General features: G+C 73.0%; 21 protein-coding genes and 1 tRNA gene. 10 read left to right on the top strand and 12 right to left on the bottom strand.

Going from position 1 to position 21,833, the window contains the following annotated elements; genetic code table 11:
- Positions 1–165: 165 nt before the first annotated feature.
- Together ACGFK0_RS14930 and fdhD are read right to left on the bottom strand one after the other, a co-directional pair.
- Positions 166–1,101 carry a metal-dependent hydrolase gene (locus ACGFK0_RS14930; protein ID WP_392904826.1) on the bottom strand — a complete coding sequence of 312 codons (936 nt, stop codon included), beginning with the start codon at positions 1,099–1,101 and terminating at the stop codon, positions 166–168.
- Between the two features lie 154 nt (positions 1,102–1,255).
- Complete coding sequence (fdhD, locus tag ACGFK0_RS14925; protein WP_392904824.1) at positions 1,256–2,068, bottom strand: formate dehydrogenase accessory sulfurtransferase FdhD; 813 nt, start codon at positions 2,066–2,068, stop codon at positions 1,256–1,258.
- A gap of 188 nt (positions 2,069–2,256) precedes the next feature.
- On the opposite strand from fdhD, the gene ACGFK0_RS14920 reads away from it, so the two are divergent.
- On the top strand, positions 2,257–2,589 hold the full coding sequence (locus ACGFK0_RS14920; protein WP_392904822.1) for a DUF4333 domain-containing protein: 333 nt from the start codon (positions 2,257–2,259) through the stop codon (positions 2,587–2,589).
- 118 nt (positions 2,590–2,707) lie between these two features.
- Here the strand turns inward: ACGFK0_RS14920 and ACGFK0_RS14915 are convergent.
- Both ACGFK0_RS14915 and ACGFK0_RS14910 read right to left on the bottom strand, forming a co-directional pair.
- Positions 2,708–2,803: transfer RNA gene (locus ACGFK0_RS14915), tRNA-Sec, on the bottom strand.
- A 10-nt stretch (positions 2,804–2,813) separates the two neighbouring features.
- Positions 2,814–4,655 carry an AMP-dependent synthetase/ligase gene (locus tag ACGFK0_RS14910; RefSeq protein ID WP_392904820.1) on the bottom strand — a complete coding sequence of 614 codons (1,842 nt, stop codon included), beginning with the start codon at positions 4,653–4,655 and terminating at the stop codon, positions 2,814–2,816.
- A gap of 180 nt (positions 4,656–4,835) precedes the next feature.
- Between ACGFK0_RS14910 and selD the strand changes: the two genes are divergently transcribed.
- Both selD and ACGFK0_RS14900 read left to right on the top strand, forming a co-directional pair.
- Positions 4,836–5,828 carry a selenide, water dikinase SelD gene (gene selD / locus ACGFK0_RS14905; RefSeq protein ID WP_392904819.1) on the top strand — a complete coding sequence of 331 codons (993 nt, stop codon included), beginning with the start codon at positions 4,836–4,838 and terminating at the stop codon, positions 5,826–5,828.
- 116 nt (positions 5,829–5,944) lie between these two features.
- Positions 5,945–6,214, top strand: coding sequence for a GlsB/YeaQ/YmgE family stress response membrane protein (locus ACGFK0_RS14900; protein WP_392904817.1), 270 nt, complete (start codon positions 5,945–5,947; stop codon positions 6,212–6,214).
- Positions 6,215–6,229: 15 nt separating this feature from the next.
- On the opposite strand, the gene ACGFK0_RS14895 is transcribed toward ACGFK0_RS14900, so the two are convergent.
- Positions 6,230–8,176 carry a propionyl-CoA synthetase gene (locus tag ACGFK0_RS14895; protein ID WP_392904814.1) on the bottom strand — a complete coding sequence of 649 codons (1,947 nt, stop codon included), beginning with the start codon at positions 8,174–8,176 and terminating at the stop codon, positions 6,230–6,232.
- Between the two features lie 125 nt (positions 8,177–8,301).
- The gene (locus ACGFK0_RS14890; protein WP_392904811.1) at positions 8,302–9,732 is read right to left on the bottom strand and encodes an MFS transporter; all 1,431 of its coding nucleotides are present in this window, start codon (positions 9,730–9,732) and stop codon (positions 8,302–8,304) included.
- A 91-nt stretch (positions 9,733–9,823) separates the two neighbouring features.
- Between ACGFK0_RS14890 and ACGFK0_RS14885 the strand changes: the two genes are divergently transcribed.
- From ACGFK0_RS14885 to ACGFK0_RS14875, 3 genes are all read left to right on the top strand, one after another.
- Positions 9,824–10,405 (top strand): MarR family winged helix-turn-helix transcriptional regulator, encoded by a 582-nt coding sequence (locus ACGFK0_RS14885; protein WP_392904808.1) that lies wholly within the window; start codon positions 9,824–9,826, stop codon positions 10,403–10,405.
- 209 nt (positions 10,406–10,614) lie between these two features.
- Positions 10,615–12,396, top strand: a complete 1,782-nt coding sequence (locus tag ACGFK0_RS14880; protein WP_392904806.1) for a SelB C-terminal domain-containing protein — start codon at positions 10,615–10,617, stop codon at positions 12,394–12,396.
- An 85-nt stretch (positions 12,397–12,481) separates the two neighbouring features.
- A complete protein-coding gene (locus ACGFK0_RS14875; protein ID WP_392904803.1) occupies positions 12,482–13,675 on the top strand; it encodes an RtcB family protein in 1,194 nt (397 codons plus the stop codon).
- 49 nt (positions 13,676–13,724) lie between these two features.
- On the opposite strand, the gene ACGFK0_RS14870 is transcribed toward ACGFK0_RS14875, so the two are convergent.
- The 3 genes from ACGFK0_RS14870 to ACGFK0_RS14860 all read right to left on the bottom strand — a co-directional run bounded on the left by ACGFK0_RS14870 (position 13,725) and on the right by ACGFK0_RS14860 (position 15,691).
- Positions 13,725–14,441 (bottom strand): peptidoglycan-binding protein, encoded by a 717-nt coding sequence (locus ACGFK0_RS14870; protein ID WP_392904801.1) that lies wholly within the window; start codon positions 14,439–14,441, stop codon positions 13,725–13,727.
- Positions 14,442–14,630: 189 nt separating this feature from the next.
- Complete coding sequence (locus ACGFK0_RS14865) at positions 14,631–14,780, bottom strand: hypothetical protein (protein WP_392904798.1); 150 nt, start codon at positions 14,778–14,780, stop codon at positions 14,631–14,633.
- Between the two features lie 104 nt (positions 14,781–14,884).
- Positions 14,885–15,691, bottom strand: a complete 807-nt coding sequence (locus tag ACGFK0_RS14860) for an alpha/beta hydrolase (protein ID WP_392904795.1) — start codon at positions 15,689–15,691, stop codon at positions 14,885–14,887.
- Positions 15,692–15,852: 161 nt separating this feature from the next.
- Between ACGFK0_RS14860 and moaA the strand changes: the two genes are divergently transcribed.
- From moaA to ACGFK0_RS14845, 3 genes are read left to right on the top strand one after another with little or no spacing between them, the layout of a single operon-like run.
- Positions 15,853–16,842, top strand: coding sequence for a GTP 3',8-cyclase MoaA (moaA, locus tag ACGFK0_RS14855; RefSeq protein ID WP_392904793.1), 990 nt, complete (start codon positions 15,853–15,855; stop codon positions 16,840–16,842).
- Complete coding sequence (locus tag ACGFK0_RS14850; RefSeq protein ID WP_392904791.1) at positions 16,842–17,411, top strand: molybdenum cofactor guanylyltransferase; 570 nt, start codon at positions 16,842–16,844, stop codon at positions 17,409–17,411. Before moaA ends, ACGFK0_RS14850 begins: the two co-directional genes overlap by 1 nt.
- Positions 17,412–17,460: 49 nt before the next feature.
- Positions 17,461–17,784 carry a DUF6457 domain-containing protein gene (locus ACGFK0_RS14845; RefSeq protein ID WP_392904789.1) on the top strand — a complete coding sequence of 108 codons (324 nt, stop codon included), beginning with the start codon at positions 17,461–17,463 and terminating at the stop codon, positions 17,782–17,784.
- Here the strand turns inward: ACGFK0_RS14845 and ACGFK0_RS14840 are convergent.
- On the bottom strand, positions 17,781–18,023 hold the full coding sequence (locus tag ACGFK0_RS14840; RefSeq protein WP_392904787.1) for a hypothetical protein: 243 nt from the start codon (positions 18,021–18,023) through the stop codon (positions 17,781–17,783). The genes ACGFK0_RS14845 and ACGFK0_RS14840 overlap by 4 nt on opposite strands.
- 80 nt (positions 18,024–18,103) lie before the next feature.
- Here ACGFK0_RS14840 and ACGFK0_RS14835 point away from each other — a divergent pair, with 80 nt between their 5' ends.
- Positions 18,104–19,534 (top strand): DHA2 family efflux MFS transporter permease subunit, encoded by a 1,431-nt coding sequence (locus ACGFK0_RS14835; RefSeq protein ID WP_392904785.1) that lies wholly within the window; start codon positions 18,104–18,106, stop codon positions 19,532–19,534.
- Here the strand turns inward: ACGFK0_RS14835 and ACGFK0_RS14830 are convergent.
- Together ACGFK0_RS14830 and ACGFK0_RS14825 are read right to left on the bottom strand one after the other, a co-directional pair.
- Positions 19,531–20,877 (bottom strand): FAD-dependent oxidoreductase, encoded by a 1,347-nt coding sequence (locus ACGFK0_RS14830; protein ID WP_392904782.1) that lies wholly within the window; start codon positions 20,875–20,877, stop codon positions 19,531–19,533. The two genes, ACGFK0_RS14835 and ACGFK0_RS14830, sit on opposite strands and share 4 nt — an antisense overlap.
- On the bottom strand, positions 20,867–21,697 hold the full coding sequence (locus ACGFK0_RS14825; protein ID WP_392904780.1) for a tryptophan 2,3-dioxygenase: 831 nt from the start codon (positions 21,695–21,697) through the stop codon (positions 20,867–20,869). Before ACGFK0_RS14825 ends, ACGFK0_RS14830 begins: the two co-directional genes overlap by 11 nt.
- Positions 21,698–21,833: the final 136 nt, after the last annotated feature.

Below are 21,833 nucleotides of genomic sequence, written 5' to 3'. Positions count from 1 at the left end.
ATCACCCTACGGGTACCCGGGGCGCCGGTGTTCAGCCGACGCGGTGTTCAGCCCCACGCGGTGTTCGCTCCCGGCCGAGGGGGGACGGCGGGGTGAGACCCGCCGCGGCAGAGGCCGAGGGCCCGTACGGCGCGGCGGTACGGGCCCTCGGCGGGGGGCGGCGGTCTAGTACGGGTCGTAGCCCGCGGCCCGCGCGGCGGGGGACTGCATCAGGTAGTCCAGTGCCCGCGGCGTCGAGCACACCTTCGACGGGTGGTGGTTCGGCCTGAGGTAGACGGGCGCCTCGCCGAGCAGCAGCTTGAAGATGCCGGGCACGTGGCCCAGCCGGACCGACCGCCGGTACGACCGGTAGACGCGCAGCGGCGTCACCCGCTTCTTGATGGTCGGGTCCTGCTTCAGCAGGTACAGGGAACCGCCGATCAGGGCCCAGTACAGGAAGAACAGCGACACCACCCAGGCGGCGACGCGCGTGGCGTAGCCGCCGCCGACGGCCTTGTACACGTCGAACACCACCGACCGGTGCTCGACCTCCTCGGCGCCGTGCCAGCGCAGCAGGTCCAGCATGGTCGGGTCGACCCCGGCCTTCTCGAACCGGTCGTTGTCCATGATCCACTGGCCGAGGACGGCGGTGTAGTGCTCGATCGAGGCGACCGCGGCCAGCTCGAACCGCAGCCTCCGCCGCCACGCCCGCGGGTTCTTCTTCTTCAGCGCGGCCATCTGCGCGGGCCGGTCGGCGTTGCCCTTGGCCGCCGGGCCCGTGATCCTGGAGACGTCGATCCCGTTGGCCTCCAGGATCTGGTCGAGAACGCCCTGGTGGGAGCGGGCGTGCACCATCTCCTGCCCGATGAAGCCCCGGATCTCCTCCTGGAGCCGCTCGTCCTTGATGTAGGGGCGGGCGTCCTTCACGCACTGGATGAACCACTTCTCGCCCTCGGGCAGGACGATGTGGAACGAGTTGATGATGTGGGTCGCGACGGGATCGCCGGGGACCCAGTGCAGCGGTGTCTGCGACCAGTCGAAGGACACGCGCCGAGGCTTGATCGGAGGATGGCGCTCGTCGATCCCGGACGCCGGTCCGCCGTCTGTCAGGGGCCTCGCCATTCGGGTCCTCTATTCCACGCGTCGTCACGCCGCGTGAGCACACGCGCGCGTATCCATTGGGGGACGAGTCAACTCCGGTGGTGCCCGCCGTGTCTTGGGGCGTGCCCAACAAGTTACCGCCTGGTTTTCGACCCGGGGTGATAACTCTCGACCCTCACAGGGCGATTCGTTCCGCTCCCGCGTAGACGTTCATCGTCTCTCCGCGCAGAAACCCGACGAGCGTCATCCCGGCGTCCTCGGCCAGATCCACCGCCAGTGACGACGGCGCCGACACGGCCGCCAGCACCGGCACGCCCGCCGTCATCGCCTTCTGCGTCAATTCGAACGACGCGCGCCCGCTCACCATCAGGACGTTCCCCGCCAGCGGCAGCCGCCCCTGGCGCAGCGCCCATCCGATCACCTTGTCCACCGCGTTGTGGCGCCCGACGTCCTCCCGCACGGCGAGCAGGTCACCGCCCGCATCGAACAACCCGGCCGCGTGAAGCCCGCCCGTCCTGTCGAAGACCCGCTGCGCCTCGCGCAGCCGCTCCGGAAGCGCCGCCAGGACGTGCGGCGTGAGCCGTACCGGATCATCGCGCACCTCGTACGGCCGGTCGGAGCGCAGCGCCTCGATGCTCGACTTCCCGCACACCCCGCACGCACTCGTCGTCGTGAACGCCCTGGTCATGGAGTCGTCGGGTGCCGGTATCCCGGGAGCGAGCGCGACGTCCAGGGTGTTCTGCTCGTCGGTGTCGGCGCAGTAGCGCATCGTCGCCAGGTCCCCTGCGCCGGCGATCACGCCCTCGGCCGCCAGGAAACCCGCGACGAGATCGAAGTCGTGCCCGGGCGTCCGCATCGTGACGGTGAGCGGCTTGCCCGCGACGCGGATCTCCAGCGGCTCCTCCACGGCCAGCGTGTCGGGCCTGCGGCTCCGCGACCCGGAGGTGCCCAGCCGCAGCACGGGCCTGCGCACGGTGATCCGCCCCATGGGCGTGACGGTACCCCGGATACCCGCAAGTAGCGGAAAGTTCGGCCCGCTGTGTCCTGTTTTCAATCCCTTTCTCCTCGGGACTGGACACCCTGGTCCGCGGGGCGTCCCGGAATCGATGATCGGAACGTGCCAAAGCGCGCCCCCAAGGGACGGGGCGCCACAGAACGCAAGGAGCCAAGACACCGATGCGCAAGTTCCTGCTCGTTCCCGCCCTGTTCGGCGCCCTGGTGCTGGCCACCACCGCCTGCGAGGTGAACGCGGGGGTGACGAAGACCGTCTCCGCCGAGAAGGTGGAGGAGCAGATCGTCGCGAAGTTCGGCCCGCCCTTCGACGACGGCGGCATCGGCCCCGCCACCGCCGAGTGCGGCGAAGACCTGAAGGGCGAGGTCGGCACCACGATCGAATGCACCGTCAAGGACGGCAACGACCGCGCCTACCCGGTGATCATCACCGTGACCTCGGTCGACGGCGACCAGGTCCGCTTCAACATGAAGGAGCCCCCGCAGCCGAAGGGCTGACGGTCACTCCCGCCGGCCGCTGCTCCGGCTCGCCGGTACACCGCCCGCCGCCGTCACGGACACGCTCCGTGACGGCGGTCGCCGTCTCATCGACGATGACCGGCGGCCGGAGGGGGAGTGGCGGAGGCGTACGGGAATCGAACCCGCCGTCCCGAGATCCTCGGGACCGTCGGCTTTGAAGGCCGGGGAGGCCACCAGGCGCTCACACGCCTCCGCCGGTGATCTTAGCCGGTGTAGAGGTCGTCGATGGCCGTGGAGTACTTGGTGTGGACGACGCGGCGCTTGAGTTTGAGGGTCGGGGTGAGCTCCTCGCTCTCGGCGGTCCACTCGGCGGGCAGCAGCCGCCACTTCTTGACCTGCTGGACGCGGGCGAGGCGGGTGTTGGCGTCCTCGACGGCCTTGGCGACCTCGTCGAGGACGAGGGGGTTGTCGGCGAGGGCGGCGAGGTCGGTGGTGTCGATCCCGTGGGCGGCGGCCCAGACGGGGGCGACCTCGCCGTCGAGCGTGATGAGGGCGACGACGTAGGGGCGGCGGTCGCCGAAGGCGAGGGCCTGGCCGATGAGCGGGTGCTCCTTGAGGTGGTTCTCGATCATGGACGGGGCGATGTTCTCGCCGCCGGCGGTGATGATGAGCTCCTTCTTGCGGTCGACGACGGTGAGGAAGCCGTCGGCGTCCAGGCGGCCGACGTCGCCGGTGTGGACCCAGCCGCCGGAGTCGATGAGGTCGGCGGTCGCCTCGGGGCGGCGCAGGTAGCCGGGGGTGCAGGTGGCGCCGCGGACGAGGATCTCGCCGTCGTCGGCGAGCTTCAGTTCGACGCCGTCGAAGGGGCGGCCGACCGTGCCGAGCTTGAAGGAGTCGGACAGGTTGGCGGTGACGGCGCCGGTGGTCTCCGTCATCCCGTAGGCGTCGAAGATCTTCAGGCCGAGGCCGGCGAAGAAGCGGGCGACCTCGACGGGCAGGGGGGCGGCGGCGCTGGACGCCTGCACCACGCGGTCGAGGCCGAGCATGGCGCGCATGGGGGTGAGGACCGCCTGGTCCGCCTTCTCGAACGCGGCGGTGATCTCGGGGGTGAGGGTGTTGCCGAACTCCTGGGCCGTCACGTAGGCGCGGCCGGCGTCGAGGGCGGCGGCGACGGCCTGCTTCCTGGCCTCGTCCTGCTCGGCGGACAGGACGGCCTGGATGCCGGCCATGATCTTCTCCCAGACGCGGGGGACGCCGAAGAAGGAGTGCGGCCGCACCGCGCCGAGGATGGCGGTGAGCTGGGCCGGGTCCGGGCAGAAGTGGACGTGGGACGCGAGCCGCACCGGCAGGTAGTAGCTGAGGACGCGGTCGGCGATGTGGGCGAACGGCAGGTAGGAGATGCCGGACGGGTGGTCGGGCAGCACCGAGCTGCGCTCCACCATGGCCGCCTCGTGCAGCACCATCGAGTGCGTGATCAGGACGCCCTTGGGGTCGCCCGTGGTGCCGGAGGTGTAGAGGAGGGTGACGGTGTCGCCGGGCTTGACGGCCTGCCAGCGGCGGTCGACGGCGGCGGGGGCGGCGGCGAGTTCCCTGCGGCCGAGCTCGGTGAGGGCGTCCCAGGTGAGGTAGCGGTCGCCGGCCGGGCAGTCGTCCGCCTCGACGACGATGACCTTGCGGAGGCCGGGGAGGCGGTCGAGCACCGGCTGCCAGCGGTCGAGCTGGTCCTTGCCGTTGAGGACGGCGTACTTGGCGGAGCAGTCACCGGCGACGAACGCGATCTGGTCGGGCGCGAGGGTCGCGTAGACGGTGGCGGGGGTGCCGCCGGCGTGGACGGCGCCGAGGTCGGCCAGGACGTGCTCGGTCCGGTTCGGCATCATCAGCGCGACCACGTCGCCGGGCTCCAGGCCGAGGGCGGCGAAGCCGGCGGCCGTCTCCAGCGCCCGGGTCCGGGTCTCGGCCCATGTCAGCGTCTTCCACGCGTCGCCGGTGCGCTCGGAGTAGGCGGGCAGGTCGCCGTGCCGCCCGGCGGTCTCGGCGAGGACGGTGCAGATCGTCCGTCCCGAAAGGGCCTGGTCGAGTTCGGCCTGCTGTTCCTGGATCCCCATGGTCGCCCCTAGAATGTAAGTGATGACTTGCTAAGGCTGAATCGCACCATGCCGAACGTCGTTCGGACAAGGGGTTCGGTGTTTTCCCCGGCCGGCCGGGCCCCGCGCTCGGCCCTCGGTGACCGGATCCATACTGTCCGTTTCTTGATCATTTGCGATGATTGTGCGTTAAATCTTCCAGTGACCCGCCTCGCACCCGTCGCCCGCCTTACGCAGTACGCGCACGGCGGTGGCTGCGCGTCCAAGATCCCGCCGGCGGAGCTGGAATGGGTCGTGACCGGTCTCACCGGCGGCGGCGACGACCTCCTGGTGGGCGGCCCGGACGGCGACGACGCGGCCGTCCTGCGGATCGAGGACGACCGGGCCGTGGTGTCCACCGCCGACTTCTCCACGCCCGTCGTCGACGACGCCTACGACTGGGGCCGCATCGCGGCCGCCAACGCGCTGTCCGACGTCTACGCCGTCGGCGGTGTGCCGCTGATGGCCCTCAACCTGCTGGGCTGGCCCCGCGACGCGCTTCCCGCCGAACTGGCCCGCGAGGTGCTGCGCGGCGGACGGGACGTGGCGGCGCTCGCGGGCTGCGCCATCGCCGGAGGCCACAGCGTCGACGACCCCGAGCCCAAGTACGGCCTGGCCGTGACCGGCGTCGCCGACCCGGACCGGCTGCTGCGGCTGGACGCCGCACGCCCCGGGCTCCCGCTGTCGCTGACCAAGCCGCTCGGCATCGGGGTCCTCAACGCCCGCCACAAGACGACCGGCGTGGTGTTCCCGCAGGCGGTCGAGACCATGACGGCGCTCAACGCGGAGGCCGGGCTCGCGGCCCTGGAACGCGGCGTCACCGGAGCCACCGACGTCACCGGGTTCGGGCTCCTCGGCCACCTCTACAAGCTGGCGCGGGCGAGCGGCGTCACGGCCGTCGTGAACGCCTCCGCGGTGCCGTACCTGGACGGCGCGCGGGCCGCCGTGCGGGACGGATTCGTCCCCGGCGGCACGCGGCGCAACCTGGCGTGGGTGTCCCCGCACACCGACTTCCGCCGGATCGCCGAGGAGGAGCGGCTGCTGCTGGCCGACGCGCAGACCTCGGGCGGCCTGCTGATCGCCGGCGAGATCCCCGGCGCCCCGGTCATCGGCGAACTGGTCGCCCGGGGACGCCACACGATCGTCGTGCGCTGACACCGCGCTCCGGCGGCGGCACATCGTCCCGTACCCGTGTCGGCCATCACGACACGGGTAGGGGAGTGCGGTGACCGGTCTCGCCGCCGGGGGCCGGGCGGGGTGAGGGGGCGCACATGGCCATCGCGGGGCTCGCCGCGGCCGTCGTTCTGGGCGCGGTCATCGGCGTGCTGGGACGGCTGCTCGCGCCGGGCAGGGAGAGCATGCCGGTCTGGCTCACCATCGGCGCCGGCATCGTCGCGGCGTTCGCCGGGACGGGCCTGGCCCAGCTGTTCGGCCTGGCGGGCGACGGCTGGAGCTTCTGGGCGACGCTCCTCCAGGTCTTCCTGGCGGTGGTCGGCGTGTTCCTGGTGGCGGCGTTCTGGCCCAAGCGGACCCACTCGTAGCGCGCACGGTGCGCGCTACAGGGCCTTCCGCAGGACGGGACGCAGGGTGTCCAGGACGTCCGGGTCCTCGATCGTGGACGGGACGGAGACCTCCTGCCCGTCGGCGATGCCCCGCATCACCCCCCGCAGGATCTTGCCGGAGCGGGTCTTCGGCAGCGCCGTAACGACCGTGACCTCCTTGAGGGAGGCGACGGGCCCGACCTGGTCGCGCACCATCCGGACGAGTTCCGGGCACAGCTCCTCCGGCTCGGCCAGGACGCCGCTCTTGAGCACCACCAGCCCGCGCGGGACCTGCCCCTTGAGGGAGTCCTGGACGCCGATGACCGCGCATTCGGCGACCGCCGGGTGGGAGGCGATGACCTCCTCCATCGTCCCGGTGGACAGCCGGTGCCCGGCCACGTTGATCACGTCGTCGGTGCGGCCCATCACCCACACGTAGCCGTCTTCGTCGACGTGCCCGCCGTCGCCGGTCAGGTAGTGCCCGGGGAACCTGGTCAGGTACGACTCGACGAACCGCTCGTCGTCCTGCCACAGCGTGGGAAGGGTGCCGGGCGGCAGCGGCAGCCGGATCGCGATGTCGCCGTCGGCGCCCGGCGGGACCGGTGAGCCGTCCGGGCCGAGGACCCGCACGTCGTACCCGGGGACCGGCACCGACGGGGACCCCGGCTTGACCGGCATCGGCTCCAGCCCGCGCAGGTTCGCCACGATCGGCCATCCCGTCTCGGTCTGCCACCAGTGGTCGATGACGGGCCGGTCGAGGATGCGCGACGCCCACCGGTAGGTGTCGGGGTCCAGGCGCTCCCCGGCGAGGAACAGCGTGTCCAGCGCGGACAGGTCGTGCCCGGCGAGCAGCGCGCCCTCCGGGTCCTCCTTCTTCACGGCCCGGATCGCGGTCGGCGCGGCGAACAGCGCCTTCACCCGGTGCTGCGCCGCGACACGCCAGAACGCGCCCGCGTCCGGCGTCCCCACCGGCTTGCCCTCGTACAGGACGGTCGTGCAGCCGGTGAGCAGCGGCGCGTACACGATGTAGGAGTGCCCGACGACCCAGCCCACGTCGGACGCGGCCCAGAACACGTCGCCGGGGCCGACGCCGAACACGTTCTCCATCGACCAGCGCAGCGCCACCGCGTGCCCGCCGTTGTCGCGGACGATGCCCTTGGGCCGCCCGGTCGTCCCCGACGTGTACAGGATGTAGAGCGGGTCGGTGGCGGCGACGGGCACGCACTCGGCGGGCTCGGCGGCCGCGACGGCCTCGTCCCACTCGACGTCCCGCGGCCGCACGAGGTCGGCGTGCAGCTGCTCGCGCTGCCGGATCACGCACCGCTCGACCTTGTGCTTCGCCAGCTCCAGCGCCCGGTCAAGCAGCGGCTTGTAGGGGACGATCCGGCCCGCCTCGATGCCGCAGGACGCCGACACGACCGCCTTGGGCCGGGCGTCGTCGATGCGGACGGCCAGCTCGCGTGCCGCGAACCCGCCGAAGACGACCGAGTGCACCGCGCCGAGCCGCGCGCACGCCAGCATCGCCACGACCGCCTCGGGCACCATCGGCAGGTAGATGACCACGCGGTCGCCGCGGTCGACCCCCTGCGCCCGCAGCGCCCCGGCGAACCGGGCGACGAGGCCGGTCAGCTCGCCGTAGGTGTAGGTCCGGACGGTCCCGGTGACGGGGCTGTCGTAGATCAGCGCGGCCTGGTCGCCGCGTCCCTCCTCGACGTGCCGGTCCAGCGCGTTGTCGCAGGTGTTGAGCTCACCGCCGGTGAACCAGCGGTAGAACGGCGGCGCCCCGTCGTCCAGTACGCGGTCGGGCGGGACGAGCCAGCGCACGTCCCGTGCCGCCAGGCCCCAGAATCGGGTCGGATCGGCGATGCTGCGTTCGTACGCGGCCGCGTAGGCGCCCATGTCGTCCTCCCGGTCGGGTGTCCTGGCCCGCTGCTTCCGGCCCGCTCGGCGATCGGGCCGCATCCCTATAGGGCATGGCGCGGGTGCCGTTCGTCAAGGCCCCGCGCCGCCCGGCCCGCGCCGCACGGGCGCCCGGCGTGCGTACGGCATGCCCCGCAGCAAGGGGGCGAACCAGGCCGTCCGGCCTGCTAGTCGGAGTGGCGGAACCCGTGCGCGAGGGCGACGATCGCGGCCACGACGGAGCCCGCGGCGACGACCCAGAAGCACAGCTCGTACGCGGCGAGGGTGGGGACGTCGGTGCCGGCGATGACCTGCCCGGCGAGGACGGACGCGGTGACCGCGCCGGCGATTCCGCCGCCGGTGGTGCGCACGAGCGAGTTGATGCCGCTGGCGATGCCGCTCTGGTCCATCGGGACGTGCTGGATGGCGAGCGTGCCGAGCGCCGCGTAGGCGATGCCGAACCCGATCCCCTGGATGGCGCTGAACGCGAGCATGTCGTACACGTGCGAGTTCGACACCGCCAGCCACGCGTAGCACAGCCCGGCGAAGGCCGACCCGATGGCGAGCGTGAACGCGGGACCGATCCAGGCGGCGATCCGCCCGGCCATGAAGGAGAAGGCCAGCATCGTGACCGTACTCGGCAGCATGTAGAGCCCGACGTCCAGGACCGAGCCGTCCAGCCCGTACCCGACCACGTCCGGCTTCGCCTGCACGAAGCCCGCGATCAGTGTGAACGAGGCGAACATCGAGAACCCGAGCAGCGCCGAGGCGACGTTGGCCGACAGCGACCGCGCGCCGACGAGCAGGTTCAGCCGCACCAGCGGGGCGCGGACCCGCAGCTCGATCACGACCCAGGCGGCGCACAGCACGGCGGCGGCGGTGAACAGGCCGAGGACGCCGCCGGACGTCCAGCCCCACGCGTTGCCCTCGCTGATGCCGAGCAGCAGGCAGATCAGCCATGCGGCGAGGACGGCCACGCCCGGGTAGTCGGGCCGCCCGCCCGCGCGGACGCCGACGTCGCGGGCGGCGGTCCCCACCAGCACCAGCCCGGCCGCGGCCATCGCGCCGGCGATCCAGAACACCGGGCGGTGGCTGTCGGTGCGGGCAGCGATCAGCCCGGTCACGATCATGCCGGCGCTGCCGCCGGCGCCCATGGTGGCGCTGACGACGCCGATCGCGGTGGTGATCCGCTCGCGCGGAAACGTGTCCCGGATCATGCCGATGGCCAGCGGGATCATCGACGCCGAGACGCCCTGCAGCGCGCGTCCGGCGATCAGGACGATGAGCGATCCCGACAGCGCGCAGATCACCGAGCCGGCCAGCAGCAGGGCGAGGGCGAGCAGGATCATCCGCTTCTTGCCGTACATGTCGCCGAACCGCGTCAGCAGCGGGGTGGCGACCGCACCGGCCAGCAGCGATGCGGTGAACACCCATGTCACATCGGTGATCGGGGCGTCGAAGCGGTCCATGAGCTGGGGCAGCATCGGCAGCACCAGGGTCTGCTGCACCGCCACGGACATCCCGGCGAACGCCAGTGCGACCAGGGTGAGGCCGGTGCGCCCGGGATCGGGGGGCGGGCGCCGGGCCGTCTCGCGCGCCGTGGTCGGGGCGCCGGTCATCGAACCTCCATCGGCCGGTCGCCGGGGGAGCCGGCCGATCGGCGATCTTGTTACTTAAGTTAAGTAAGTGTAGAACGGTAGGCTGGGTGGCATGTCATCACCGGTGCCGCCGGACATCGTGGAGATCGAGCGGGCGCTCAGCCGGGTCGCGCACATGCTGACCCGGTTCAAGCAGCACGACCGCACCGTGGTCGCGGCCGGCGTCCCGGTCGACCGCGCGGCCGTGCCGCTGCTGCGCGCCCTCGCCGAGAACGCGGGCCCCATGCGGCCGGGGGAGCTGGCCGTCCGGCTGGCCGTCGAGGCGCCGCACGTCACCCGGCAGGTCCAGCGGCTGGAGCGGGCCGGGTACGTCGAGCGGGTCCCCGACCCCGACGACGGGCGGTGCCTGCGGGTCGGGCTCAGCGGCGCCGGGCTGGAGGCCGTCGAGGCCATCCGCGCGTCCGGGCGGCGCTGGATCTCGGGGGCCCTCGCCGAATGGTCGCCCGCCGAGCGCGAGCGGCTGGCCGGGCTCGTGCACCGGATGGTCGACGACTTCGAGGCTCACTCCGGCACCCCCGACGCGAGTACCGCAGACGCGGGCGCCCCCGACGCCGGCGCGCCCGATGCCGGTGCGCCCGCCGCGGGCCCCCGGATGGCGGCGCCGTCCGGCCATGCCGGGTCGGGCCGGAGCTGAACCGATGACGGTTTCGAGTCGTTTGTGGTTTACGTGATGTTAGAGAGATTTTCCAGGCCGCGGTGTGTGCGAGATCTGGTTTTGCGACGGGCTCCCACCTCCATAGGGTTACCTTTCGTGGACCGTCGTCTGCACAACCCCCGCAATGGTCTCCCCCGCCCGGCCCGTCGCCGCGCTTCCTTCCGCATCCCTTTCCGGGAGGGACGCTGATGCACGTCGTCACCACCGCCGGCCACGGTGGGCACGGCAAGTCGGCGCTCGTGCGCGCCCTCACCGGCAAGGAGCCCGAGGAGCCGGGCGCGTGGACGGAGCTGCCCTCGGGACGCCGCGTGGCCTTCGTCGACGCGCCCGGGGACGAGCAGGGCGTCCCGGCCATGCTCGCCGGCGCCGCCCCCGCGTCCGCCGTCCTGCTGGCCGTCGCCGCCGACGAGGGGTGGATGCCGCAGACGCAGGAGCATCTGGAGGCCCTCGGCGCGCTCGGCGTCCGGTTCGGCGTCGTCGCCGTCACCAAGGCGGACGCCGCCGACCCGAAGCTCGCGCTGCGCCAGGTCCGCGAGCGCCTCGCCGGGACCGCGCTGCGCGGTGCGGAGGCGGTCGCCGTCAGCACCGGCACCGGGACCGGGACCGGGACCGGCGAGCTGGCCGCGGCACTGGACCGGCTCGCCGGCCGCCTCCCCGTCCCCGACCCCGCCGCCCCGGTGCGGCTGTGGATCGACCACGCCTTCACCGCCGGCCGCCAGACCGTCGTCACCGGCACCCTCGCCGCCGGGACGATCGCCGTCGGCGACGAGCTGCTCCTGATGCCCGCCGGCGAACGCGTCCGCGTCCGGACGATCGGCTGCGCGGGCGAGCCGTGCGAGTCCGTCGGCGGCGTGTCGCGGATCGTGCTGACCCTGCGCGACGCGGGACGCGTGGACGGCGGCATGGCCCTGGTCGCCGCCGGCGCCTGGACCCACACCACCTGCATCGACGTCCGCACCCGATTCGGCGAGGCGTCCGGCCGGCTCGCGCGGCGGATGACCCTGCACATCGGGTCGGCCGCCGTCCCGGTCCGGCTGCGGCCCCTCGGCCCCGACACCGCCCGCCTGACCCTGAACACGCGGGTCGCCCTGCACCTCGGCGACACCGGGATCCTGCGCGACCCCGCGCGCCGCTCGATCGCCGGGGTGAGCGTCCTGGACGTCCGGCCGCCGACCCTGGTGCGGCGCGACGCGGGCGCGGCACGGGCACGGGAGCTGGCGTCCTGGCCCGACCGGCCGGACGGCACGATCGTGCTGCGCCGGCACGGCGTCCTCCGCCGGTCCGAGCTGTCGGTCATGGGCTGCGCGCCGCCGCCGGACGCGGTCACGCTGAACGGCGAATGGGTCGCCGACCCCGCGCACTGGGACTCGCTGTTCGAGCGCCTCAGCGAGGAGACGTCGCGGCACGCCGCCGAGAGCCCGCACGCCCCGGGGATCCCGCTGGAGACCGTCCGGCTGCGCCTCGGCCTCCCGGCCCGCCGGCTCGTCGCCGCGCTCGTCCGCCCGCCGCTGCGCGTGGAGGCCGGACGCGTCTACGGCCCCGCACCCGCCGCCGCACGGGTCCCGGAGCAGGCCCCGCGGCAGATGGCCTCCACCGCGATCGCGTCCGCGCCGCCGCCGCCCTGGGCGGACGCCGTGGAGCGCCTCCGGGCCGACCTCGCGGACGCCCCGTTCTCGGCGCCCGCCGCCGGCCGTCTCGCGGAACTGGGCCTCACGGGCGGGAACCTCGCCGACGCCGAACGCGCGGGCGCCGTCCTGCGGATCGGCGGCGGCGCCGACGGCGACCGCGACGGGACCGACATCGTCCTGCTGCCGGGCGCGGACCGGGAGGCGCTGCGCATCCTGTCCGCCCTGCCGCAGCCGTTCACGCCCGGGCAGGCCGGGAGCGCCCTGTCCACCAGCCGCCGCATCGCCGTCGCCCTGCTGCGCCACCTGGACGGGCTCGGCCTCACCGAACGCCGCCGCTCCTGACCCTTGGGTGAAAACCGGTTGAACCGCGACCCTGTCTTCTGGCGTCATAGATCACGGTTCGGATCCCGCTGATCAAGGAGAAGGCATGCCGTACCAGACCATCAAGGGCGGCCGCGTTCCCATCCGGATGTGGACCGACCCGGCCACCGTCGAGGACCCGGCCCTCGACCAGCTCCGCAACGTCTCCGCCCTGCCGTGGGTGGAGGGCCTCGCGGTGATGCCCGACGTCCACTACGGCAAGGGCGCCACCGTCGGCTCGGTCATCGCGATGAAGGACGCGGTGTCCCCGGCGGCCGTCGGCGTCGACATCGGCTGCGGGATGACCGCCGCGAAGTCGTCGCTCACCGTCGAGGACATGCCCGACGACCTGTCGGGCCTGCGCGGCCGGCTGGAGAGGGCGATCCCCGTCGGCCGCGGATCGCACCGGCAGGCCGTCGACCCGGACGGGCTCCCGAACCTGAAGGAGCGCGGCTGGTACGACTTCTGGAAGGCGTTCGACGACCTGCACCCGGCGGTGCGGTCCCGCCTCGGCCGCGCCCGCGTCCAGATGGGCACGCTCGGCGGCGGCAACCACTTCCTGGAGCTGTGCGCGGACGACGACGGCGCGATCTGGCTCGTCCTGCACTCGGGGTCCCGCAACATCGGCAACGAGCTGGCCGAACAGCACATCGAGGCCGCCCGCAAGCTGCCGCACAACCAGGACCTGCCGGACAACGACCTCGCCGTCTTCCTCGCCGGCACCGCGAAGATGGACGCCTACCGCCACGACCTGTTCTGGGCGCAGGAGTACGCGCGCCGCAACCGCGCCGTCATGATGGCGCTCGCCCAGGAGGTCGTGACGAAGCGGTTCGGGGAGAAGCGCTGCCGCTGGAACCAGATCATCTCCTGCCACCACAACTACGTGGCGGAGGAGGAGTACGGCGGTACGGAGCTGCTCGTCACCCGCAAGGGAGCCATCCGCGCGGGCGCCGGCGACCTCGGCATCATCCCGGGGTCGATGGCGACCGGCACCTACATCGTGCGGGGCCTCGGCAACGAGACCGCCTACAACTCGGCCTCGCACGGCGCGGGCCGCAGGATGAGCCGCAACAAGGCCCGCAAGAACTTCACCGTGGACGACCTGGTCGAGCAGACCCGCGGCGTCGAGTGCCGCAAGGACAGCGGCGTCATCGACGAGATCCCGGGCGCCTACAAGGACCTGGAGACGGTGATCGAGGCGCAGTCGGACCTGGTCGAGGTCGTGGCGCACCTCCGCCAGCTCATCTGCGTCAAGGGCTAGCCGCACCTCCCCGGCCCGGGCCGCGCCCGGGCCGGGGAGGTGCGGGAGGTCAGTGGACCCGCAGCAGAACGGGCCACGTCCTCGGCCCGACCTCGCCGTCGGCGGCGACGCCGCCCCAGCTCTGGACGGCCTGGACCGCACGCTCGGTGACCGGCCCGAAGTCGCCGTCGATCTTCACCTCGGGATGCGACCGGGCGAGCAGCAGACCCTGCACGGTCTCGACGTGTTCGCCCCGGTCGCCGCGCTTGAGCAGGGGAAGGTCACTCATGAGGTTCTCCATCCACGATGAGCCGGACGAGCCCGAGCCGCCGGACCCGCCCGAGCCGCCGGAGTAGGCGGGGCGCCCGTACCCGGCGATGACGCCCGCCGAGCGGACGCGCCGCAGGCACTGGTTCGAGGTGTTGCCCTCGATGGTCTGGATCCGCCCGCCGCCGAGGACGCGTTCGACGACGCCGACGTGGTCGACCCGGGAGATCGAGTTGGTACCGGACCAGTCGTAGAACACGATGTCGCCGGGGCGGCACCGGTTGACGTTGGCGGTGGTGCCGGAGTGCCAGCGACCGAGTTTCTTGAAGTCGTTGGCGTGCGTGGGCGTGTAGGCGCGGTCCCCGTTCGGGCAGACCGCCCCGTGGTTGCCGGACTTCCATGCCGCCCACGTGATGGCTGCGTCACACCAAGGGAAGTTGTACGAGTACGCACTGCCGTTGCGCTCGGCGTACCACCGTTGAATGTGGTTGGGCTCCCCGAGGCCGATGATGGAACGCATCTGCCGGAGCATGCCGGGTGCAGACATTAGATCTCCCCAAGCATGTCGTGGCTAGCGATCAGATACATCGCAGCGCTCAGCACGCGGTCTGCTTGCCGCCGCTCGCCCGCTTGTCCGCGTAGCAGGCGGCGAGCGGGCGAGTCTCGCGACAACGTGAGCAGCGTTTCTCCCGCAGCATTTCCGCCGCGCTCACCGCGCACCGTCCGGGTCCGGGGGGCCGTCGCCCCGGTGGACGCCGTCGGCGTCCGGTTCGCCGTACAGGCTCCGGAGGACCTCCTCCTCGTCGGCCTCGGTGGCGCGGGCGCCGTTGACCGGCTCCGGCGGCAGCGGTTCGCTCATGTCATCCTCCATCCGGCGCGCCTCCACGCCGGTGACGACCATAGCGACCCGCTCGCCGGCCTTGCCGACTTTCCGGGACGATCCGGAGGTCGCCTCCTCAGGGCTCAGGCGAGGACGCGGTCGATGAAGGCGGTGACGTCGGCGAGGACCTCGCCGCGGTTGGTCTCGTTGAACACCTCGTGCCGCGCGCCGGGGTAGATCCGCTCGGTGAGGCCGCCGCCGCGGATCGCCTCGATGCCGGTCCGGGTGTCGCCCGGCCGCACGAGCCGGTCGGCCTCCCCGTGCACGTAGAGGGTGGGCAGGGCGCCGAGGGACCCGTGCTCGTTGACGCGCGTCAGCGCGGTGTCGAGGGCCTTCACGGTGGCCTTCCTGAACGGGCCGTGCCAGATGAGCGGGTCCTCGGTGTACGCCCTGCCGACGGCCGGGTCGCGCGACAGCGTGGACGGGTCGATCGGCTCGTCGGGCATCTCGTCCAGGGGGAGCAGCTCCTCGACGACGTGCCAGCGGCCGAGCACCGGCCCCGACAGCACCAGCGCGGCGAGGAGACCGCCGTGCAGCTGGGCGTACCGGGACGCGATCAGCCCGCCCATCGAGTGGCCGATCATGACGACGGGCAGCCCGGGATGGTCGCCGCGCGCCGACTCCACGACCGTGTGCACGTCGGCCACGACGTCGTCGTAGTCCTCGACCAGCACCCGCTCGCCCGCGGAGCGGCCGTGCCCCATGTGGTCGGGGCCGCACACGACGGCGCCGTGCCGGACGAGGACGTCCGCGACATGGTCGTAGCGGCCGAGGTGCTCGCCGTAGCCGTGCACGAGGACGGCGGCGTAGCGCGGCTCGCCGTCCGCCCAGATCCGGGCGGTGATCGCGCCCCGCGTCCCCGCGAACTCCCATTCCCGCGCCGTGGTCACTCCGGCCTCCTGGTGGTCACTCGGGTCTCCTCGATGGTCTACGGAACGTAACCGTCTCCCGCGATGCGACGGAACGTCAACCACCGGAATAGGGTGGAGTGTCCGACCGCAATTCTCGGCGGGCAGTGAGTCCGTCCGCCGCACAGCAGGAAGGGGCGCCCGTGCTGGTCGACACCTTCGGCCGAACCGCGACGGACCTGCGGGTCTCCCTCACCGACCGCTGCAACCTCCGATGCTCGTACTGCATGCCGCCCGAGGGCCTGGACTGGCTGCCCAAGCCCGAGGTCCTCACCGACGACGAGGTCGTGCGCCTCGTGGGCCTGGCCGTCCGGGAGCTCGGGGTCACCGAGGTCCGCTACACCGGCGGCGAGCCGCTGCTGCGGCGCGGTCTCCCCGACGTCGTGCGGCGGACGGGGGAACTGGAGCCCCGGCCGCAGATCTCCCTGACCACCAACGGCATCGGGCTCGACCGGCTGGCCGTGCCGCTGGCCGAGGCCGGGCTCGACCGGGTCAACGTGTCCCTCGACACCCTCGACCGCGACACTTTCAAACGGCTCGCGCACCGCGACCGGCTGGACGACGTCCTGAAGGGGCTGGCCGCCGCGCAGGCCTCGGGACTGCGGCCCGTCAAGGTCAACGCGGTGCTGATGCGCGGCGTCAACGACCACGAGGCCGTCCCGCTGCTGCGCTACTGCCTCGACCACGGCTACCGGCTGCGGTTCATCGAGCAGATGCCGCTGGACGCCCAGCACGGCTGGACCCGCGAGAACATGATCACCGCGGACGAGATCCTCGAACGGCTGTCGGCGGAGTTCGACCTCGCGCCCGACGAGCAGCACGACCGCGGCAGCGCGCCCGCGGAGGCGTTCACGATCGGCGGCGGCCCGGACGTCGTCGGCGTGATCGGCTCGGTGACCAGGCCGTTCTGCGGCGCCTGCGACCGGGTGCGGCTCACCGCGGACGGGCAGATCCGCAACTGCCTGTTCGCCACCGAGGAGTCCAACCTGCGCGACGCGCTGCGCGGCGGCGCCACCGACACCGAACTCGCCGACCGGTGGCGCAAGGCGGTGTGGGCCAAACGCGCCGGGCACGGCATCGACGATCCGACGTTCCTGCAGCCCGCCCGGCCCATGTCGGCGATCGGCGGCTGATGGACCGCGGCCCCGGGCCGTTCGACGCGGTCGTGCTCGCCGGCGGGCGCGCCCGCCGGTTCGGCGCCGACAAGCCCGCCGCGCCCGTCGGCGGCCGCGCGCTGATCGAGTGGGCGGCCGCCGCCGCGTCCGGTGCGTCCCGGCTGATCGTGGTGGGGCCGCCGCGGGACGTCCTGCCGGGGGCCGTGCTCGTCCGGGAGGACCCGCCGGGCGCCGGGCCGGTGCCCGCGCTGCGGGCGGGGCTGGCCGAGGTGCGCGCACCGCGGCTGGCGCTGCTGGCCGCCGACATGCCGTTCCTGCGTCCCGCCCACCTCGCCCGGCTGCTGGACGCGATGGGGGACCGGGCCGGTTCCGTGCTCGTGGACGGCGACGGCCGCGAACAGTGGCTCGCCGGGTGCTGGCGCGCCGGAACGCTGCGGGAGGCGCTGAACGGCTACCCGGGCGCGTCGCTGCGCGGGCTGCTCGGCCCCCTGGCCCCCGTCACGGTCGCGTTGCCGGCGGACGCCCGCCCGGCCTGGTACGACTGCGACACCCCCGAGGAGCTGGCCGCCGCCGAGCGCCTGCTTTGATCGTGTGAGAGTGGGCAGATTCGCCAGAACCATGCGTGAAGGGGGACCCATGTCGGTGCTTGAGGACTGGATCAATGCGGCCTGCGGCGAACTGGGTCTCGAACGTTGCGACATCGACCGCGACCTGGTGCTGGACCTGGCCCGCGACGTCGCTCACGGGGTCGCGCGGCCGGGCGCGCCGCTGACGGCGTACCTGCTCGGCCTCGCGGTCGGCCAGGGCGCGCCCGCGCGGGACGCCGCCGCCCGGCTGACCGAGATGGCCGAGGGCTGGAGCGCCAGGACCGCCGAGGCCGCCGAGGGGACCGAGGCCGCGGTGCCGGGGCCGGCCGAGGTTCCCGGGCCGGCGGGCGAACCCGTCCTCGACGACGCCTAGCCGCCGGCCGCGGGCGCGTCGAGGTCGGTGACGGGCACCACGTCCTTCAGGAAGTCGCGGCGGTCGAGGAACGCCGACAGGCTCTCGCGGTGCGCGTCGCAGGCGAGCCAGACCTTCCGCCGGTCCGGCGTGTGGATCTTCGGGTTGTTCCAGCGCAGCGCCCACACGGCGTCGGCGCGGCACCCCTTGGCGGAGCACTGCCGTTCGCCGGGGCCGGTCCCCGGAGCGGAGTCGGTCATCGGCCCACTGTGGCACAGCCCGCCCGCCGGAACGTGCCCGCCCCGCGTTTCGCCAGGTGATCGCCGGATAGGACCCAGCCGTGCGGACCGAGGGCTCAGGCGCCCCGGACCAGGGCCGGGACGGGCGGCGCCGCTGGGAGGCCCTCTCGGTCTGCCTGGTCGCGGCGTTCATGACGCTGCTGGACGTCAGCATCGTCAACGTGGCGCTGCCCTCGATCCGCGATGGGCTGAACGCGTCCGAGGCCGGGCTGCAGTGGATCCTGTCGGGATACGCGCTTGCGTTCGGCCTCGTCCTCGTGCCGGCCGGGAGGCTCGGTGACGCCCGCAGCCGCCGCGCCGTGTTCCTGTACGGGCTCGCGCTGTTCACGGCGGCGAGCGCGCTGGCCGGGATCGCCCCGACGATCCTGTTCCTCATCGTGGCCCGGCTCGTGCAGGGCGTCGCGGGCGGCATCCTCAACCCGCAGGTCGCGGGCCTCATCCAGCAGCTGTTCCACGGCGCCGAGCGGGGCCGGGCGTTCGGCGCGCTCGGCGCCGTGATCGGGATCGCGACCGCCGTCGGCCCGCTGCTCGGCGGCGCGCTGATCGCCGTCGCCGGGCCGGAGCAGGGCTGGCGGTGGGTGTTCTACGTCAACGTCCCGGTCGGGGTGGTGGCGCTCGTGCTGGCGTGGCGGCTGCTGCCCGCGCCCGTCTACGGGGAGCGCCAGGGCCTCGACCCGATCGGCGTGGTGCTGCTGGGCGCGGGCATCGTGTGCGTGCTGCTGCCGTTCGTCCAGGAACAACAGTGGCAGAGCGCCCTCACGTGGCTGTTGGTCCCCGCGGGCGCGGTACTGATCGCGGTGTTCGCCGCGTGGGAGCGACGCGCCCGGACGCCGATGGTCGACCTCGGCCTGTTCCGGCTCCGCTCGTACGCGCTGGGTTCGGCGATCGCGCTGCTGTTCTTCGCCGGGTTCACCGCGATCTTCTTCATCTTCACCCTCTACCTGCAGAGCGGCCTCGGCTACAGCGCGCTCGGCGCGGGCCTCGCGGTCACCCCGTTCGCGGTGGGGTCGGGCATCGGGTCCGCCGTCGGGGGACGGATCGTGGCGCGGTACGGGCGTCCGCTCGTCGCCGCCGGGCTGGCCCTGGTCCTGGTGGGCCTCGGCGGGGCGTGGGTGGCGGTCGAGCTGAGACCCGGCAGCGGTGTGGCGTGGGCGACCGCGGCGCCGCTGCTGGCGGCGGGCCTCGGCACCGGCCTCGTCATCGCGCCCAACCAGACGATCACCCTGTCGGAGGTGCACCACACCGGGGGCGGCAGCGCGGCGGGCGTGCTGCAGGCGGGGCAGCGCGTCGGCACCGCGATCGGGATCGCCGCCGCCGGATACCTGTTCTTCGCCACCCTCTCCGGCACGGGAGGGGACTGGGCGGCCGCGTTCCGCGACGGGCTGATCGTCGTCATGGTGTTCGTCCTGGCGGCGCTGGTGGCGGCGGCCGCGGACCTGGCCGCCGGCCGCCGTGCGGGGAGCGGCGGCTAGCCGTGTTCCCGGCGCCCGCGAGCCCTCGGCGCATACGTGCGGAGGGCGCGTGCCGCCAGGGCGAGGGCGCCCGCGGTGCCGAGGACGGCCCCGGCGAGGATCAGGTTCTGGCGCCTGATCCGCGCCGGGATCTCCGCGTAGGGCACCGTCGAGAACGACACCAGCTCGTAACGGGACACGTAGCGTCCGGCCAGGCGCCGCTCCAGCGCGTGCGTCGCGGCCTGCTTCGTCCGGTACACCGGGGACGACACGCGGTCGCGCATCTCGATGAAGTTGTCCAGCGCCATCTCGGCGATCGCGTCGGTGTTGGGCTTGCGCCGCTCCTCGTAGAGCGACAGCGCGCGGGCCCAGTCGCCGCCGGTCTCGGTGAGGCACCGGTCGATCTCGATGCAGTCCTCGAACGCGCAGTTGGCGCCCTGCCCGAAGAACGGGACGATCGCGTGCGCGGCGTCGCCCAGCAGCGCCGTGATCGCGCCGCCGGCCCCGGACCGGGTCCACGGCCGGCACCGGACGGTCACCAGTGACCCGACGGGGTTGCGCCCGTAGTCGGCCGTCAGGTCCGGCATGAGGTCCGTGACGTCGGGATAGTGGCGCTCGAAGCAGGCGGTGACCTTCTCCGGCGTGTCCAGCGCGTCGAGGTCGGCCTTGGGCCAGAACAGCGTGCAGGTGAACGACCGGTCGAGGTTGGGCAGGGCGATCATCATCGAGGTGCCGCGGGGCCAGATGTGCAGCGCGTCCGGGTCGAGGGCGAACTCGCCGTCCCTGGGCGGGATGGTCAGCTCCTTGTAGCCGTGCTCAAGGAAGTCGGCGTCGTCGTCCAGCTCCAGGGACCGGCGGACCGCGCTGTAGGCGCCGTCCCCCGCCAGGACGACGTCGGCGGGCTCGGCGTCGGCGTCCTCAAGGAGCACCGCCCCGGTTTCGGTGTCCACGCCGGTGACGCGCTGGGAGAACCGCAGCGTGACCCCGGGGGTGGCGTCGGCGGCGTCGAGCAGCGACCGGTTGAGCTCGGCCCGGCCGATGGAGTTGATGGCGCGCTCGCCGTCCGCGCTGTACGGCTGGAAGTTCTGCCCGCCGGACAGGGGGTGCACCATCCGCCCGTGCATCGGCAGTGCCCGCTTGAGGGACTGGTCGCGCAGGCCCACCTGCTCCAGCGCGGCAAGGCCCCGGGCGGAGATCGCCAGGTTGATCGAGCGTCCGCGTTCGGCGCCCGCGACCCGCGGGTCGGGGCGCCGCTCGTACACGGTCACGGGGATGCCCCTGCGGCCCAGCAGCACCGCCAGCAGGGAGCCCGCCAGGCCGGCGCCGACGATCGCGACCCGCTCGCCGCCGCCGTCACGCACCATCGGCGGGGGCCTCCCCCGTACTCGCCGGTCCCGTACTCGCCGGCTCGGTCTGCGAGCGGACCTCCCACAGGTCGGGGAAGGAGGGGGCGAACAGCGTGCGGCGCAGGTAGTCCGCGCCGGCCGAGCCGCCCGTGCCGATCTTCGCGCCGATCGTCCGCTCCACCATCTTCAGGTGCCGGTACCGCCATTCCTGGATGCCCTCGTCGACGTCGACGAGCGCCTCGCAGACCTCGGCGGCGGGCCCGGACTCGTCGGCGTAGACGGCGAGCAGCGCCTTCTGCACGCCCGGGTCGGGCTCCCAGGCGCGGGAGGTGTCGCGGTCGAGGGCCTCGGGCGGGACGGAGAAGCCCTTGCCGTCCAGGTAGCGCAGCAGGGAGTCGAAGATCGACCGGCGGGACACCGCCGCCTGGAGCCGCTCGTCGTCGCGCAGGTCCGAGGCCGGGAACCTGCGCCGCCCGAGGACGGCCTCGATCTCGCGGAACTGCTCGCTCTGGAACCCGCTGGAGCTTCCGAGGACGTCGCGGAACGCGGCGAACTGCCGGGGCGTCATCGTCTCCAGCACGTCCAGCTGCCCGACCACGGTCTTGAGGATCTTGGCGATCCGGCGGGCGGTGTGCATCGATCCCGCGCTGTTGCCCTCCTCCAGCCTGCTCTGCAGCAAACCGGCCTCGTGCAGGATCTGTTTGAACCACAGCTCGTAGACCTGATGAATGATCACGAAGAGCAGCTCGTCGTGGGCCCGGGTCTTCGGCTCCTGACAGGACAGGAGATCATCGAGCTTCAGATAGCCGCCGTACGTCATTGTCGGCGAATCCGCCATCACGCCTCCTTGAGACACAACGGATGTCCCCGCAGCATATGGGATCGTTCCGCACGTCCCCCGGACGGGTGCCGCCGCGCCCTCCGAACCGGGCACCGGGCTGGAACACCCGGTTCCGCGACCACTGAGCCTCACC

Origin of the sequence: Spirillospora sp. NPDC048823 (assembly GCF_043198445.1) — a bacterium.
Classification (GTDB): domain Bacteria; phylum Actinomycetota; class Actinomycetes; order Streptosporangiales; family Streptosporangiaceae; genus Spirillospora.
The sequence above is the reverse complement of the archived record's forward strand: the minus strand, read 5'-3'. Positions and strand labels throughout refer to the sequence as shown.